The sequence below is a fragment of the Streptomyces sp. NPDC047982 genome, assembly GCF_043204165.1.
Lineage (GTDB): Bacteria > Actinomycetota > Actinomycetes > Streptomycetales > Streptomycetaceae > Streptomyces.
On the sequence record NZ_JBIDBS010000003.1, the window covers coordinates 196,343 to 213,129 of the forward strand.

Below are 16,787 nucleotides of genomic sequence, written 5' to 3' on the forward strand. Positions count from 1 at the left end.
AGCAGGAGGAACGAGGAAAGGCGCGAGGGAAGAGGACGCGGGCAGAGCCGAGGGGGAGCCACCATGTCCGGACCGCTGTACGTTCCCGTCCTGCCGGCGAAGCCGCACGCCCGTCAGGCGTACCGGCAGCTGAGTCCATCAGTACAAGCGGCTGTCATGCCGCTGTGGAACCTTCCGCCCCGTGCATGCCTGCACCCTGACGCACTCGCCACGGGCCTACGAGAGGACCTGTGGGGCGTGAGAAAGGCCCATCGCCACCATCCGGCCTGGGTTGATGCCCCGTTCGCCGACGAAGCACAACTGTCGGTGCTGGCTGATGTGTTGTCCACGGACGCCGAAGCGAGTCCGCTGCGCCCGGTGACGGGTCCCGACCGTTCCGAGGCCCATCAGGCCGCGATGCTCAAGCACGCCCGCTCCACCGGGAACGGGCTCGCCATACGCGTCATGATGCCCGGCGAATGGGACGACCTTCTCGGTCGTGCAGTCCGTGATCTGGTCGCCCGCGTCGATCCCGCCGTCGAGGCGGACCTCCTGCTCGACCTGGGCGCCCTGCGCGCCGACCGGACCGATGCGGCGAAGGAGTCGCTGCGCGCACTCGAAGCCCTCGTACCGCTGATGCCGTGGCGGACGGCCGCCGTCCTGGGCGGTGGCTTCCCCGATGTGACCGCCCGGCTCCTGGAACACGGCACGGCCGTGGAACCCCGCTGGGACTGGCTCCTTCGGGGCGAGCTGACCGACAGCACGCGCGAGTTCGTCCGCCTGCTCGCCTACGGTGACTACGGCATCGACTCCACCCGCGGCATCACTCGCGGACCCTCCTCCGGCAACGGCGGCCCGCCCTGGGGCGTACTGCGGTACACCACCGACGAGTCGTTCGTCCTCGTGAAGGTGCCGACACGAGGCGCCGACCGCGCCGCCGCCATCCGGGCCGCCGCGCGAGAGGTCCTGGCGTTGCCGGACTTCCGCGGTGCGGCGGCGAGCGCGGGTGAGACCTGGCTGCGCGACTGCGCGCACGGGCAGGGCTCGAAAGGCACCGGAAACGCCGCGGCCTGGCTGCAGGCGGGCAACGTCCAGCACATGACGCACGTCGTCCGGAGTCTGCAGCCCTGACCCTGTCGTGGTGCCGGGCTCAGGTGAAGAGCGGCTCCAGCATCGTCTCGCCGGCCAGGATCCGCCACGCCGGCACCCGGACCGTCCGTGTCACGGGTCCGGGCTTCGCCCCCGATCCGCCGGACGACAGCCCGGGCAGCAGGTCGCCGCGCGCGTGCGTCAACCGCAGATGCCGCGCCAGGTCCTGCTCGTGTTCGGGACCGGTGTCGATGAGGATCGCGGTGTTCGCCCCATCTGTGGTGAACAGCAGGTCGACGGTGTGCCCGCCGACCACCGTCTCGCGCTCCAGATCGGTGACGCCACGGCGACCGAGGTAGTCCTGGAGACGGTCCATCAGCTCCTCGCGGAAGCCGTTGTGGGGCCTGGCGCCGAAGACGGGGCCGGCCCCGTCCACCGAGGATCCCGCACCCAGCACCTCCGAGCGCTCAGCGAGGAGCGCCGGAAGCCCCGCCTGCCCCTGCCAGAACGCATGGCTCCCCACTGTGACCAGCTGCGACCTCGCCCGCGTGACGGCGACGTTCCACAGGTTGACCTGACTCGCCACCCAGTGCGTCGTACGGGGAGGGGTGTTGCCGGTGGCCACCGGGCTGAGGACCATGACGTCCCGCTGCCCGCCCTGGAAGGCGTGCACGGTACCCACCCGCACACGGTCGTCGTCCGCCCACACCCGTGCCAGAGCCTCCTTCTGGGCGCGGAACGGCGTCACGACACCGACCGTCGCATCCTCGGGAAGCCGCGCGAGCAGCTCGTCCACCGTCTCCCGTACCCGTGCGGCCTCCGCCGGATTCCGCCAGGACTGACCACCCGCGCCTCGCGCGGACTCGCCGTGCGGCACGTCGACCCAGCCCAGCGCGGGAGCCGGATCGCTCAGCCCGACCGGATCGAGCGCCGGGACCTGCTTCCTGACATCGGTGAGGACCTGCAACTGTCCCGCGTAGCAGTAACCGTTGACGACATCGGCGATCGCCGGGTGACACCGGTAGTGCTCGTTGAGCAACAGCGCTGCCTCACCGTGCTGCGCCGCGGCATGGTACGAGGTGTACACGTGGTACGTGAGCCGGTGATCCTCCAGCTGAGCCGCGCTCAGCCCAGCCCGCACGCGGGCCTGCCGCTCCTGCTGCGCCGTGATCCCGGGGATGTGCCCGAGCTGCATCGGGTCGCCGATGATCAGCGCGCGCTTCCCCCGGAACAGCAGCGGCAGCACCGCCGGAATCGAGCACTGGCTGGCCTCGTCGATCACGACGAGGTCGAAGAGCTCCGGGGTGAGTTCGAGCTGGCGGACCGAGTGCGTGCTGATGGCCCAGCCCTTCAGATGCGCCATCAGATTACGCTGGCTCTTCCGGAAGTTGGATCGTTGACGCAGGGCCTGGAGCCGCTGGGCCATCAGCGACCGCCCACGGGCCATCGCCTCGGCGGACACGGCCCGGGCCAGCTCGCCCGAAACCTCCGACAGGCCGGCGCGGCTCTCCAGCCGCGCCTGCTTCAGCGCCTCCTCGTCCAGGGCGAGATGCCCCGGTACGAGCTTCCTGAGCGTTCCTTCCACCGCCGCGACCTCCGCGAGGGAGAGCAGGAGCTCGGGCGGTACGGGCCGTTCCGCGGCCCAGGCCGGCCAGGAGCCCGCAGAGGTCTCCCCGGCCGAGGAGACGAACGCGGACAGGGCCCGCCCTCTGCGCCATCGACCGAAGGAGTACCACCGGGCGACGGCGGCCCTCCGCGCCCGTTCCTCCCAGCCGGCGAGCGTGGCGGTTCCGCTCTCGGCCCATGCTCGGTCCAGCAGCTCCACCGGCAGCCGGAGCTCGTCCGCCTGGCGCGCACGCTCCCGCAGCAGCTCCAGCAGCCGCGCCTCCTCGCCGATCAGCCGTGCCGCCTCGGCGTCGTGCACGGCGGCCCGGGCATACCGGTTCCTGAGGTCGCCCGCCACGGTCGCCGACCCCCGCGCCGGGCCCTCGACCGGCTGGGCGAGCAGCCGCTCCAGCTTCGCGGCCTCGGCTTCCAGGGCCTCCTTGTTGCCTGTCCGCATGAGCAGTCCGGGGGAGATCGCGTCGCAGCGCTCGGCCACCACGTTCACGGCCTCGTTGTTCGTGGACGCGACGAGGACGGACTGTCCGGCGGCCACCGCCGTGGCGACCACTGCCGCCACCACTTCGCTCTTCCCGGTCCCCGGCGGCCCGGTGGAGACGGTGAGCGGCCGGGTCATCGCGGACGTGATCACCTGCGCCTGGCTTTCGTTGCAGGGCCCGGGGGAGACCAGGACCGGCGCGTCCCGCCCGCCCGGTCCGCCGTCGCCCCCACCGGTGAGAAGCGCGTCCAGGGCGGTGCCGGGGATATGGGCGGTGCGTGTGGACATCTGGAGCAGGTTCTCCACGAGGCCGTCGGTCGCGGTCCGCTCAAGCCCCGAGGGCGCGAGGAGGACGGCGGCGTTGTGGGCACCCGGACGCAACGAGTCCATGACGGAACGCTCGCTGAGCGCGGACAGGTCGAGCGGCTCCAGCTCCGGGAGTTCGAGCCGCGTCAGGAGTTCCCGCACCGCCTTCACCATCTGGGCGGCGTTGCCCTCCTGCCAGGTCGGCTGCCAGTGAGCCAGCAACTCGGCGGCCTCTTCGTCCTCCAGCAGTTCCGTCAGCACGCCGTTGTGCAGGGCCGGCACCCCGCTCGGTCTCAGTTGGTCCCGTCCGTTCTCGTCGGGTGCCAGCTCCATCGACTGGATCAGCAGCGGCGCGATGCGCACCGCCGCCCGGCGCCCGCCGTTCCCGCCGCGCTCGGGCAGCGTGACGGCCGGGTACCCGTACCAGTACTCCTGCAGCCCGGCCTCGTCGACCTTCGCACCGGTGCTCTTCGCCTTCGGCAGCCCACCGGGCGCGGGAAGACCGGACCCCAGCCCGGACTGGATCGTCTCCGACCCCTTCCCCAGCAGGAAGTACGCGGAGCCCCGGCCGCTGTCCCGGTCGGGCAGCATCTTCGACGCGGCCTGCGCCCCCAGACAGTGCGCGTAGTAGCGCAGAAGGCGCTGCCAGTCGATGCCGTCCTGTGCATCCTGAAGAGCAAGGCTGCGGGCTTTCCGCAGGGCCGAGGAGGGCGGGAGACCTTCGGCGTCATCCCGTGGCGGTCGGGGAAGCTGGACGGACCGCGCCACCGAGCGGGCCAGCGGCAGGGAATGCGTCGCGCGGAGGGTGGACTTCGTGGGCCGCTGCTCCTCGGGCACGCCGATGCGGACCATCTGCGCGGTCAGGTACTCGAACAGGTCGTCCGGCGTGATCCAGCCGCTGTCCTTGATCCGCCCGCTGCGCAGCCCCTCGACGATCTCACCGGTGAACCGCGAGGTCCCGAGCGAGGACCCGGCCGGCGCCATCGCCGAGGCGGCCTGGAGGGCGTCCGAGGCGGTGATGAAGTACACGCCGGTCGGCCGCAGGAGCGTGCTGGGCGCGGGCCGTTCACCGCCGTCGGACGCCCCCTTGGCCGTCCACCCCTGGACGACGGAGCCGCTGGAGCAGCAGTCGAGCAGCACGACCTTCGAGGAGGCCCGGCAGGACTGGAGCATCCGCTCCAGGAACTCGGCCGGCACGGCGGTGCCCGGAAGATCGTCCGGGTCGGCGTCCCGGGTCAGGAAGTACAGCTGGCCGTCGGCCTCGCAGAACTCCCCGTGTCCGCTGAAGTAGAGCAGGGCCGTCTCGCTGGCCTGCCGCTCCTCCAGGAACCCCTCGATGGCGTGCAGCATCTCGGCGCGCGTCGGCTCCGCGACCATCGCGCACTCGTTGTACATGCCGATCTCGGTGCTCTCCAGCACCGCCTGCATGTAGTGCAGGTCTGCCCGGACCGGCGGCAGATCGTGGTAGCGGTCGCTGTCGTACGTGGATACGCCAATGAGCATGGCGTACCGGTCGTTTTCGCTCACGCCGTGCCCGGCCCGTCCTGCTCGCCGTCGTCGTCCGCCGGATCCGTGTTCCCGTTGAGGAACCGCTCGATCCGCGCGTCGTCGGCCCGGGCCTGCTTGCCGGAGATGGTCAGCGTCGCGCCGTCGGGCCGCGTGACGACGATGGTCCGCTGGGGCACGCGGGCCAGCCAGATCTGAATCCCGGCGGCGGCCAGGGAGCCGCCGCTGAACACCAGGCTGAGGAGGTCGGTGACCGGCCCGCCCTTGTCGGTCTCGCCGGCCTTCGCGGGGCGGGCCGGAACGTCGAGCGCGGCATGCGGGTCGGTCTCGGCGAGGGCGGCGAGCAGCTCGCGGGCTTCGCGCCGGGCCCGCAGCGGATCGTCGTCGACGATGGAGAGGCGGTAGCCGGCGGCCGGGTCGGTGGGGGTGGTGCTCACGGTTCGCGGTCTCCCTCTTGGGTTGTCCGTGCGGTGCACACACGGACGGACGACGCTAGCGGCTCGCACGGACAGACCGTCGGCTGGTTTCCGAAACCCTGCTGGTCATTGGCGCGAAAGGCATAGTTCTGCCCAGACGGTCTTGCCGGGAGCGCCGACGCGCGGCGTCACCGCCCACCGGCTCGCCAGTCGCGCGACGAGGAGCAGCCCGCGACCCGACTCGGAGTCTCCGGGCGGCTCGTGGGAGGAGAGCAGGGGTACGCGCTCGGTGCGGGCGTCGGAGACCTCGACACGCAAGGTGTCGGCCGAGCCGGTGAGCCGGAGGTGGAAGTCCCGTCCGGCGACGTGCCCGTGACGTACGGCGTTACCGGTGAGCTCGGCGGCGATCAGCGTCAGCGTCTCGTTGGCGGTGGAGGTGTAGGGGTGGCCCCAGGTGTCCAGGCGGTGGGAGACGAGCCGGCGAGCGAGGCGGGCGCCGCGAGGCGAGGACGTGAAGCGCATCGAGAACTCAAGGGCCGCCGATGCGGGGGAAGTTTCGCTGTTCATGGGACACAGGGTTTCCTGCGCCACTTACGCTGAGTAAGACACGGAGCGCTTACAGGCGGTAGCGGTATGTGACGTGTCGGTGTCTGTAGGCGGCGCGGAGCGTGACGGCCGACGCGGAGCGGCGTTGGCCGGTGGAGGTGATGGCGAGCATGAACGAATCCACCCAGCAGCCGGACGACGACCCAGGCGGCGACGCCGCGCCGGACCCGGGCTCGGGCATCCTGCGTGTCTTCGGCCGCCAGTTGAAACGGTTCCGGGTGCGGGCAGGGGTGGAGCGCTCGGAGTTCGGAGCGCGGCTGGGGTACTCCGCCTCGACGATCGCGGCGTACGAGCAGGGGCGGAGGGTGCCGCCGCCTCGCTTCATCGACCAGGCGGACGACCTGCTGGACGCGGGCGAGGTCCTGAAGGAGATGAAGGAGGAGGTGGCGCGGGCGCAGTACCCGGCGTTCTTCCAGGGTGCGGCCAAGTTGGAGGCGGAGGCGGTTGCGCTGCACGTGTACGACACGCACATCGTCAACGGGCTGTTGCAGACCGAGGAGTACGCCAAGGCGATCTTCACCATGAGGCGGCCGCTTCTGAGCGAGGAAACGATCGACGAGCGTGTGCAGGCCCGCCTGGCCAGGCAGGGCATTTTGACCCGACAGCCGTTGCCGACCACCAGCTTCGTGATCGAGGAGTCGGTACTGACGCGACCGCTCGGTGGCGGGAGCGTGATGCGAGGGCAGATGGAACACCTTCTGCTCTGCGGTCAACGGCGCAATGTGGAGATCCAGGTGATGCCGAACGGGCGGGAGGAGCATGCCGGACTGGCCGGACCCTTCACCTTGATCGAAACGCTGGAGGGGCGGAGGATTGCCTATGTGGAGGCCTACAAGCACAGTCGCCTCTACACGGAGCGGAAGTCTGTCCGGGAGCTTGAAGAACAGTACGGCCTTCTCCGCGCCCAGGCCCTCACTCCGCGTGAATCGCTGGAACTCATTGAGAAGTTGCTTGGAGCGACATGAAAAAGGCAATACCTGACCCGAGCGTGCCGGACCTTCAGTGGGTCAAGAGCAGCTACAGCAGCGGCGAAGGCGGGCAGTGCGTCGAGGTGGCTGAATGCCTGGGCAGTGTCCGCGTCCGTGACTCCAAGGACACGAACCGCCCCGGGCTCGTGGTCGACGGATCTGCGTGGACTGCCTTCGTCGGCTTTGCGAGCCGGTAGAGCTGCAACGTGGCTGCCCCGGACCTCGGAGGGGTCCGGGGCAGCCGTATGTCACGCCGCGTTCTCCCCGGCCGCCTTGCGGGCCGGGGGCGTCCATCGCCCGAGCTCGATCTCCTTGTCCAGCCGCGCCTGGAAGTGCGCGTGCGCGGCCCGCATCTCAGCTTCACGGTCGGCCTTGTAGAAGGGCGCGACGTAGCCGGCAGGGGGCGGGGTGTTGGCGGAGGCGGCGAGGTGGGCTTCGAAGTCGAGCCAGTCTTGCTTGGTCTGGCCGTGGCCATATGCGTTGTAGTTCTGGGCGATCTTGCGACCGTTGGCGTCGAACCAGGTCCTCGACTCGTAGTCGTGCAGCTGCGGATAGCGCGACTTGAAGATCGCGACGAGCTGGTCGGCGGTGATGCCGAGCCACACGGAGACGAGGGCGTCCAACTCGACCATGGCGGCGCGACGTTCGTGCTCGGTGCGGAGCGGGGTGGCGTACTCCCAGGTGGGCTTCAGGCCTGCGGCGAGGGGCGCCAGCCCTGGCCAGTCGGGGTTGGCCCAGTCCTCGTAGCCCGCCCAGCGGGGGTCGAACAACTCTTCCCAGAGAGGGGTGTAGTGGTCAGTAAGACAGTTGAGACGGAGGGAACGCAGGAGGAGAGCAGGAGCCAGGGGGTGCTTGGGGTCAGGGGCAGGCATTTGCTTAGCGCCAGCAGGGGTGAGGTCGGCACGCCCCGTGATACGCAGCAGATAATCGAGCGGTAGAGATGCCCAGAATCCAGCGCTGAGCGTGGTGAGGCGACTGTTTGCCAGGGCCGTTGAGTGCACTGCATGGATGTGCGCGGGGCCGGGTGGGATAAGCGCGGCATGGAGACAGCGACTGCTGTCAAACGGAATCATTCTCCGCCATGCCAACCGGAAGTATGAGGTGGACGGCTTACCACCCCAAGAGTCCTGCGCTGCTAGGTGCTCGTCCTCGCTGGCGGCTCGCACGTAGTTGGTTACTGGGATATGCGAAGCAGGAAGATCCTGGGGTGCCAGGAGATCCCAGTCTCGATTGCTTCGACAGGGAATTCTGGGTTGCTTAGAAAAGGGGAGCGCTGCGGCGAAATGTGGCCCTTGAAGGACTACGCGGGAGATATCTTGGACAGGTTCGTTTTGCCAGCGAATGAGACCAACCTTCTTGGCGGTGTCCTCGTCGTATCCTCGCGTGATGGGCGGCTGGAAGTCTCCGAGTGACAACGGATAGCGAGCAAGCGCACTAATTGCCTCCTGCTCGCTGTCGAGTACAGGGTAAAGCAGAGGTGTCTCCCGGGGGCTTCCTGCCGAATTGGTCAGGGCCTGCCAACTAGCTAGAAGGCTCGTATCCACGTGCACTACTCGCTCGCGGTGCGGCCGAATATCCCAGGAGCCGTGATGCTTGATGCCGGGCGCTTCCCCGCGTCCGTCATGAGTGAGCGAGTTGGGAAGGACGTCGGCGTCACGCAGCTCGCTGAGGTGCAAGAAGTCGGGTTCGCGTGAAGTCCCGTAGATGTGCATTCCGAACTCCTGGGACCAGTTCAGGTCGCCGAATGCCCAACGTGACGAGTTCACGAAGTGGCCGTGCACTCGAAGATGTTGGTATGCGGCTGCCCTGATCGCGCCTTCATGTACACCGCCAAAGTGCGTATCTGGATGGACCAAGCCTGCGTTGCCATGACGGGAAAGGTGGCGCCACACTTGACTCATGAACGCCCGATACAGGTCGCCTTGTGTGCCCGCCATTAGTGGATATGAGGTGTGGCTGCCCAGAATTGCGACAGTGCCCGCGTGAACAGCCAACTCGCCGAGTAGGAAGTTTTGGCGACTTTCCCTGGCAGCGAGCAGCTCGCCCTTGCGTAGTCTCCATTCGGCCGCGCTCGGCTTTTCTGCCAGAACGAACCACGGATCAAGCTCCGCAAGAACCAGGTCCTCCCGCCACCGCGGCCTCACCCACGGCGGATTCCCCACCTGTAGATCAAACCCGCCCCGCCCCGCAAACACCTGGGCGAACTCCAACTCCCAGTGGAAGAACCCCTGCTGCCGCGCCACGTCCCCCGCGACACCAGCCCACGGGAACCGGTTCTCCAGCCACTGAGACCGGTCCATGCCCATCCAGTCCGGCAGCTCGTCCTCGTACCGCTCCAGCGCGTCGAGCGAATCGAAAGACGCCACCAGCGACTCCGCCGGCACGTCATGCGTGCCCAGCAGCGCCTCGGCGAAGTCCAGCCAGTCGTCCAGGTTCGCCAGCGGGATGATTTCGCGGCGCTGGCCCGCGAAGGACTGCTCGCCCTTGCGCGTACCCTTGCGCCGCTTGTCGATGTCGCCGCGCCTGACCTCCTTCACCGTGATGTTGCCGAGGAGGTCGACCTCCTCGTACGTACGGATCACGTCCGACGCCCCGAACCCCGCACCGGCACCACCCTGCGACGCGGGTACGACCTCCGCGCGTTCGTACCGCGCATCCGTGCCGTTCAGCAGCCCGACCTCCTGCACCGGCCAGAACCACAGCGCGCACCACGCGTCCATGAGCTTCTTCAGCCGCCAGTACGGGGTGTCCACCGCCGTCAGGTCGGCCAACACCTTCTCCCGGGACACCGCTTCCTTCGGCCGGCGCAGCCATTCGGGCTCCGCCTCCCACACGTCCACGCGCCGCGAGATCTCCCGCTCGGAGATCGTCAGCCGCTGCACCACCAGGTCCCACAGGTACTCGGCCCGCCGCGCGAGGCCCTGCAACTGGGCCGTCTGCTTGGCCGTCGGGGACTTCGTGAGCGCCTTGCGCCACGCGGCGAGAGCCTTCGCGGCCTGCGGTGCGAGCGCCTTCGCCTCCTTCTCGGCGGCGACCGCGCCCCACTCCTTTGCCGGGAGAAGGAAGTGGTGCACCGCACCCTCCGGCAGTGGCACACCCGCCTGCGCGTCCGCCAGCGGGTAGCGCTCCGGGGTCGTGCCCAGCCAGCCGCCCTTCTTGAGGCGTTCGGGACCGTACACCTCGCGCCGGCCGCCGATCAGGGAGTTGCCGCGCCGCAGGTGGAGGCCGAACCAGGGGGCTTCCATGCCGGGGTGCATGGTGTTGAGCCACAGGGAGACCTCGGCCAGCTCGACGGCCGTCTCGTTGAGGTCGACGCCGTACGAGTTGTGCAGGGCGATGTACGCCTTGGCCTTCTGGAGTTCGACGGCGTACTGCTCGGTGTCGATGGAGCGGCCGAGTTCCTTCTGCCGGCGGCGCAGGTACTCGGCGGCCACCTGGTTGATGGCCTCGTTGAGGAACGCGCCCGAGCCGAGGGCCGGTTCGCAGATCTTCCAGTCAAGGAGTTCGCGCGCCTCGGTCACCGTGCCGTCCTGGTCCAGACGGTGCTGGAGGGCCAGTTGCACCGTGACCTTGGTGAGCGACTCCGGGGTGTAGTACGAGGCCGAGGTCTGGCGGTCGCGGCCGGAGAGCCGGTAGACGAACGAGCCGGGGGCGTACCGGACGCGCAGTTCCTCGCCCGTGTCCCGGTCGGGGCGCCGGACGAAGACCACGTCCGGGTACTCGTCGGCCCTGGACTTGGGCACCAGCCAGGAGCCGTCCTTCGGGTCGCCGCCCTTGGCGACCTCGTACAGCTCCTCGCCCGCGATGAATCCGGAGTACGACATCAGGCCCTCGTACACGGCGCCGAGCTGGTTGATGCCCAGCTGTGCGTACGAGATGAAACCGCCGCGCTCGCCCTTCCTGCCCTTGGTGAGCATGAGTTTGTGCAAGACCTCGTACAGGGTGGCGTTGCGGAGCCGGGTGTCGAGGTAGCGGACGCGTTCGCCCCGGGCGAGGGCCTCGTCGGCGTCGTGACGGGGGTCGGCGACGGTGTCCGCGCCGATCAGCTTGATCGAGTCCCGCTCGAAGAGGGTGGAGTGCAGGGGCTCGAAGCGCAGGCCGAGGTCCTCGCTGGTCTTCGACCCGACGACATCGGCGGTTTCGGCCTCCTCGGCGGCCTCCCCGTGCGTGCGGCGCGGCCGGTAGCCGTCCTGGACCTTGCGGAACAGCAGGTCCAGGGATTCGTACAGGTAGAAGCCCCGGCGGGACTTCTCGTCGACGAGATCGCGCTCCGCCACGAGTTCGCCGAGCCGCCCGAGACCGTAGCCCTGCTGGTACTCGGGATAGTCGGACGGCAGGATGCCCAGCTCCGGGCGGGCCTCGGCGTACAGCAGGAACAGGATGCGGTACAGGTAGCGCAGCGACTCGCGTGTCAACTGACGGCCCAGTTCGGGGAGTTCGCCGATGTCCTGCGGGTGTACGCCCTGCTCGCGCAGGCGCTCCAGGACCTCGTTGGCGATCAGCTCGACGCTCAGCCGCAGCCCGTCGCGCAGCTCGCTGGAGACACCCACCGCGTGCTTGGTGGACTTGCCGACGAGTTCGGCGAGCGGGTTCTCGCCGCCTTCCTCGGGGGTGCGGAGCGAGTCGGCGCCGAACAGCGCGGCGACGGTGTCGATCTCGCCGCCCGGCCGGGTGTCGTTGCGCTGGAGCGCGGTGTCGAGGGAGACGGCGAGGTAGCGGCCTTCGCCCCAGGCCATGCGGTCGGCGAGGACGACGACTCCGCCGACGAGCAGCAGCACGTAGCGCGGGGCCTCGTCGCAGGCGAACAGGAACGAGGCCAGCTTGGAGCCGGTGACCAGGCGGTTCGAGCCGTCGAGGACGACGGGGTCGAGGAGACGGCCGGGGCCGTCGGGGTCCAGGGCGGCGTCCGCCTCGGCGGCCCAGCCGCAGTCGACCGCGACGAGGCCCTTCTCGGCGTGAGCGACGGTGATGTCGTGGCTCTGGCCCGCCCGCTCCACGGTGAGTGTGCCCGCCTTGGCGTCGTAGCCCAACGCGCGCAGGACCTCGGCGTTGAGCGCGCGGATCCGCTCCCGCCAGGCGGGGGCGTCGTACGTCACCGAGTCGTCCCCGGTGTCGGGCGTGGAAGTGGTGCCCTCGGCGTCCTCGGGGAGGGCGAAGAAGGAGCGGGCCCGGAAGTAGTCGCGGCGCAGTGCCCGAAGCCCGGCCCGCGGGGTGACGGGCAGCGCCCGGTCGGCGTCCTCGTGCGGGGTGTTCCGGCCGTCGGCGGGCGCAGCCTCGTCCTTACCGGTCGGGGGCTTGGCGGCTTCCTCCCGCTCCTTCCACGTCTGGAGCAGGCCCGACTTGAGGTCTTTGGGCAGCACCTCGGCGAGGTAGTGGGCCGAGAAGTAGTCGCCGCGGTTGACCAGGGAGTCGTACGTCATGGCAGGGCTCTTCTCACAGGGCGGCGGGCGTGGCGGACGGGGATGCGGACGCGGCCGGTGGTGCGTCGGGGTCGGGCAGCAGCACCGCGAGGACGCGAAGCATCGGGCGCTGCCCGGTGGTCAGCAGGTCGTCGGCGAGGTCGGTGAGCCGCTGCTTGGTGCGCTCGCCGGCGAGAGTGGGCTGCTCCCAGTCGCCGAGTCGCAGCTTGTGGCGCTCGATCGACTCGCGCAGGGGCCGGTCCCAGGCGTCCCGGTGCTGCTCCATGAAGGCCTCGGCGGCCTCCAGCACGCCCGGGATGGCGTCGGCCAGCGGGGCGGGGTCCCGGTAGCGGAGCTTGTTCGCCATCGTCGGGCCGACTCCGGAACGGCGCAGCAGGGACACCATGTCGTCGTCCACGGCCCCGCTCCGCGTCACGCCCATCCACTTGACGACCGTCGGCTTGCCCAGGGCGTTCGAGTACACGCCCTGGACGAGATAGACGGGCTCCGCCACCTCCGCCGTGATCATCGGCGCCTCCTGGCGTCCGAGCCGGACGAGGACCTTGTCCGTCAGCCACTCGACCACCGGGTGCAGGTCGGTCAGCAGCGAGATCTCCGGCCAACTGGAAGTGGAACCCGCCTCGCGGGCCCGCTGGAGCGAGTGCTGGGCGAGACGCCGGTTGAAGGTGACCAACAGCCGCTCGCGAAGCCGCTGTTCGCGTAGGTAGTCCACAGGCAACGCCTTGAGGCGGTGGAGGAGGTCGGCCGGTGGACGGAACGACAGCAGGCCCGACTGCTCGTCGCGGTCGAGGTCCAGCCGGTCGCGGGCGTCCGGATACACCTCGCGCAGCGCCTCGTCCAGGAAGTGAGCGGTCGAGTCGAAGAGGCGGGGGAGTACGGCGCCCGTGCCCGTACCCGTGTCGCCTCCGACCGCCTCGGCGGCGGACTCCTCGGCGGCACCGCCGGCCCCCGCCTCCGGCTCCTCGCCGACCGAGCCGAAGAAGTCCGCCAGGAAGTCGTCCATCGCCGCCGTACCGGAGTCCTCGCCGGACCGGCGCCCGTCGAGGGACTCGTCCACGGTCCTGCCGCGCAGCAGATCCTGGATGAGGGACTTCTCCTCGGCCTCCGCGCGGTAGAGGCCGGTGACGGCCTCGGCCGTACCGAGCGAACGGTGAGCCTGGTCCTCCCGCTCCAGGAGCCGCTCGGAGACCAGGGTGTCGTCCTTCGCACCCTCCGTCTCGCTGGTGAGGATCAGGGCGCGGAACTGCGGCGGGTGGGCCTGCCCGTAACGGTCGATGCGGCCGTTGCGCTGCTCGATGCGGATCAGCGACCACGGCACGTCGTAGTGGACCAGATGATGGCACTGGCGGTGCAGGTTGACACCCTCGGAGGCCACGTCGCCCGTCAGCAGGATCCGTACCGGAGCGCCGGCGAGCCCGAACTCCTCCACGACCTGCATCTGCTGCTCGTCGGAGAGACCGCCGTGCATGACGCGGAGGCATTCCTTCGCCGCGCGGCCCCGGAACCCGAGGGCGGCGGGCAGGACGGTCGCGAGCCACTCCAGGGTCCGGACGCGCTCGGAGAAGACCACGACGCGGGTGTCGGAGGCCGGGCCGACACCGATGCTCCTCAACTGTTCCACCAGCGCGCCGAACTTCGCCGAGTCCCCCTCGGTCAGGTCCGCGGTCAGTTCCGTGAGCCGGTGCAGGGCGGAGAGCTCCGCTGCCGTGCCCTGGGGGTCGTCCTTCTTCTCCAGCGTCTTGATGCGGGCGGTCACGGTGGCCTTGAGCGCCGCGTGGGACGAGAGGAAGGACTTCAGGAGGGTGTACGGGAAGAGCGGGACCGAGCTCACGGACGGGCTGCCGTCGTGAGGCAGCCAGACGGCCGCCAGCTCCTTGAAGATCCTCTCCTCGGCAGGGGTGGCCGCGCAGTGCACCGCCCGGGACGGCCCCCGGTCCGCCCACTGGCCCTTCATCTGCTCGCGGACCTCGGTACTGATCTTCGTACGACGGATGAAGAGGTGCTCGATGTCCTCGGCCCGGTAGTTCTCCGGGTCACGGATCGCCGCCGGGTCCAGCAGGGCGATCAGCTCGGCGAACGACTTCGCGTCTCCGTTGTGGGGGGTGGCGGAGGCGAGGATCAGGGCGTCGGTTCGCGGCGCCAGGGTCTGGGCGAGCTGGTTGCGCAGGGAGCCGCGGTTGATCAGGTTGTGCGACTCGTCGATGACGACCGCGTCCCAGCGGATCTGCTCCAGGTGGTGACGGTACTGATCGGTGTTCTTGAGCGTGTCGACGGAGACGATCACGCGCTTGAAGAACGTGAACGGATTCCGCCCCGCGGGGATCTCCCGCTGGATCCGCTCGATGCCCACCGAGTCCAGACGGACCAGCGGGATGGCGAACCGCGTCCACAGTTCGTGCTGGAACTGCTCCAGTACGTGCTGGGGTGTGACGACGAGGATGCGCTCGCCACGGCCGCGACGGATGAGCTCGGCGAGCGTCAGACCGATTTCCAGTGTCTTGCCCAGGCCCACCACGTCCGCGATCAGCAACCGGGGACGCAGGTTGGCGCCGGAGAGCGCGAGCTCGGCGGGACGGCGTTGGTAGGGAAGCGAATCCAGGAGGAAGGAGTCCGCGAGCGCGAGCCGCCGCTCCGACTGCGGCAGGGCCGTGCGACGCAGTACGGCCTCCAGGAACAGTCGGGAGCGTCGATAGGTGGGGGAGTCGTCCGCGATCAGCCGGGTGTCCCGCGGGTCGATCAGTTCGACGGTGTCCAGCCCCGTGAAGAACACGGACTCCTGGTCCCGAACGAAGTCGGACACCCCGACCACTTCCACCCGCGTACCGTCGTCCCTGGTGGGTACCGCGTTCCTGACCAGCCACACCTCGTCGCGTACGAGGACCTGCGCGCCTGCGGGGAACTGCTCCTGCCCTGCCGTATCCGGTGCGTCGCCGTTCTGCTCGGGGCTGGTCTGGACGGCGGTCACCCGTGGCCTCCTGTGCTGTTTCGTGACGGATGTGGCAGGCCCTTCAGTATCGCGGGTCCGCCGACATCAAGGGTCCGCCGGTGTCAGAACGCCGCCTGGGCCGCGTACGACTCGCGGAGTCGCTGTGCGGTGATCCGGGCCTGAGCCGAATGCAGCCGTTGCCCGGAGCGGCTGCGGGGCGAACCGGCAGCACCCGGCCGTGCGGACGAGGCGCCGCCTGTGCCTGTGGCGGGTTCCTGAGCGGCAGGACCGGGCGAGGACTCGGCCGGGGCGGTGCCGGAGTGCGGGTCGGGACGGTCGACGAGCGTGGGGGTCGGCTCGGGCGTGGCCGGGGCAAGCACCACGGTCGTCCCTGTCGTCGGCGACGTGTTCGTCCCGGCAACCGCCGGGTCCGTCGGGACGGTGGGAAGGGACGGGGCGGCAATCGTGGGCAACAGACTGTCCAGCAGGTGCGAAGGAGCCGCCGTGTGCGTCGTGAGGCGACGCCGTGCCTGGGCGACCTTGTAGCCCTGTGCCTCGATCACTGCCCGGCATTGCTGGACGACGGCGCTCAGGGCGGGCCGGTCCTCGGCCCGGTGCGCCAGCATGGCTGTCAGCAGGGGTGCCAGCTCGTCGGGGACCGACGACAGGTCGGGAGCCGTTTCCGGATCGATGACCTGGTGGAAGAGGACATGGATGTTGGCCGCCTGGTACGGGAGGTGGCCGGAAGCGGCGAACAGCATCACGGCGCCGAGCGCGTACACGTCGACCGCAGGTGTCAGCGGCCGGTCGCCTCTCGCCTGTTCCGGCGCCATGCACGACGGGGTGCCGACCACGGTGTTGGGTGCGGTCAGGGACACGCTCGACTCGGCGAAGACCGCGAGTCCGAAGTCGATGATCTTCGGCCCGTTGGGGCCGAGCAGCACGTTGGCGGGTTTGAGGTCCCGGTGCAGCAGGCCCTGCTTGTGCACGGTGGCGAGGGCTTCGGCGAGCGTCGCCCCGAGGGAAGCGGCGAGCAGTGAGGGGAGCGGGCCGTGGAGTGCCACGTGCCGGCTCAGGTCGAGCCCCTCGATGTACTCGGTCGCGAGCCACGGTGGATCGGCCTCCGCGTCGGCGTCCAGCAGTGCCGCGATCCGCGCGCCCCAGATCGTCTTGAGGATCTCCACTTCCTGGGCGAAGCGCTGCCGGGTCTCGGAGTCCACGACCGACGGCTTGATCACCTTGACGGCGGCAGGCTCCCCGCCGGGGGACTCTCCCAGGTACACCTGCCCCATGCCACCGTGCCCGATGCGGCCGAGCAGCTCGTAGCCGCCCAGCTCTACGGGGTCATGCGGGCTCAGGGGGGCGATGTGCACGAGGGGCCTTTCTGCTCGGATGGTCTCGGATGCGTGAGGGCAGAGCTGACGTGTCCGGTCGCACCGCACACGGTATCCGGCCGGAGAACGGTCCCGT

General features: G+C 69.7%; 9 protein-coding genes. 3 read left to right on the forward strand and 6 right to left on the reverse strand.

Features of this window, described 5'->3' with window-relative positions; all coding sequences use genetic code 11:
- Positions 1-63 precede the first annotated feature (63 nt).
- Positions 64-1,110, forward strand: a complete 1,047-nt coding sequence (locus tag ACGF2V_RS04570) for a hypothetical protein (RefSeq protein WP_362705651.1) — start codon at positions 64-66, stop codon at positions 1,108-1,110.
- Positions 1,111-1,129: 19 nt separating this feature from the next.
- Here ACGF2V_RS04570 and ACGF2V_RS04575 read toward each other — a convergent pair whose 3' ends face one another.
- From ACGF2V_RS04575 to ACGF2V_RS04585, 3 genes are all read right to left on the reverse strand, one after another.
- Positions 1,130-5,002 (reverse strand): AAA domain-containing protein, encoded by a 3,873-nt coding sequence (locus tag ACGF2V_RS04575; RefSeq protein ID WP_362705648.1) that lies wholly within the window; start codon positions 5,000-5,002, stop codon positions 1,130-1,132.
- Positions 4,999-5,418: a hypothetical protein gene (locus ACGF2V_RS04580; RefSeq protein ID WP_362705645.1), complete on the reverse strand. Its 420-nt coding sequence runs from the start codon at positions 5,416-5,418 to the stop codon at positions 4,999-5,001. The genes ACGF2V_RS04575 and ACGF2V_RS04580 overlap by 4 nt, the downstream gene beginning before the upstream one ends.
- Before the next feature lie 105 nt (positions 5,419-5,523).
- Positions 5,524-5,964: an ATP-binding protein gene (locus ACGF2V_RS04585; RefSeq protein WP_362705642.1), complete on the reverse strand. Its 441-nt coding sequence runs from the start codon at positions 5,962-5,964 to the stop codon at positions 5,524-5,526.
- A 149-nt stretch (positions 5,965-6,113) separates the two neighbouring features.
- Between ACGF2V_RS04585 and ACGF2V_RS04590 the strand changes: the two genes are divergently transcribed.
- Together ACGF2V_RS04590 and ACGF2V_RS04595 are read left to right on the forward strand one after the other, a co-directional pair.
- Positions 6,114-6,968, forward strand: a complete 855-nt coding sequence (locus ACGF2V_RS04590) for a helix-turn-helix transcriptional regulator (protein ID WP_362617751.1) — start codon at positions 6,114-6,116, stop codon at positions 6,966-6,968.
- The gene (locus ACGF2V_RS04595; protein WP_362705639.1) at positions 6,965-7,168 is read left to right on the forward strand and encodes a DUF397 domain-containing protein; all 204 of its coding nucleotides are present in this window, start codon (positions 6,965-6,967) and stop codon (positions 7,166-7,168) included. The genes ACGF2V_RS04590 and ACGF2V_RS04595 overlap by 4 nt, the downstream gene beginning before the upstream one ends.
- Before the next feature lie 51 nt (positions 7,169-7,219).
- On the opposite strand, the gene ACGF2V_RS04600 is transcribed toward ACGF2V_RS04595, so the two are convergent.
- From ACGF2V_RS04600 to ACGF2V_RS04610, 3 genes are all read right to left on the reverse strand, one after another.
- Entirely contained in the window at positions 7,220-12,391 is a 5,172-nt protein-coding gene (locus ACGF2V_RS04600; RefSeq protein WP_362705636.1) for a class I SAM-dependent DNA methyltransferase, read from the reverse strand.
- Positions 12,392-12,404: 13 nt separating this feature from the next.
- Positions 12,405-15,356: a DEAD/DEAH box helicase gene (locus ACGF2V_RS04605; RefSeq protein ID WP_362617743.1), complete on the reverse strand. Its 2,952-nt coding sequence runs from the start codon at positions 15,354-15,356 to the stop codon at positions 12,405-12,407.
- An 83-nt stretch (positions 15,357-15,439) separates the two neighbouring features.
- Positions 15,440-16,690 carry a protein kinase gene (locus ACGF2V_RS04610; RefSeq protein ID WP_362617740.1) on the reverse strand — a complete coding sequence of 417 codons (1,251 nt, stop codon included), beginning with the start codon at positions 16,688-16,690 and terminating at the stop codon, positions 15,440-15,442.
- Between the last annotated feature and the right edge of the window lie 97 nt (positions 16,691-16,787).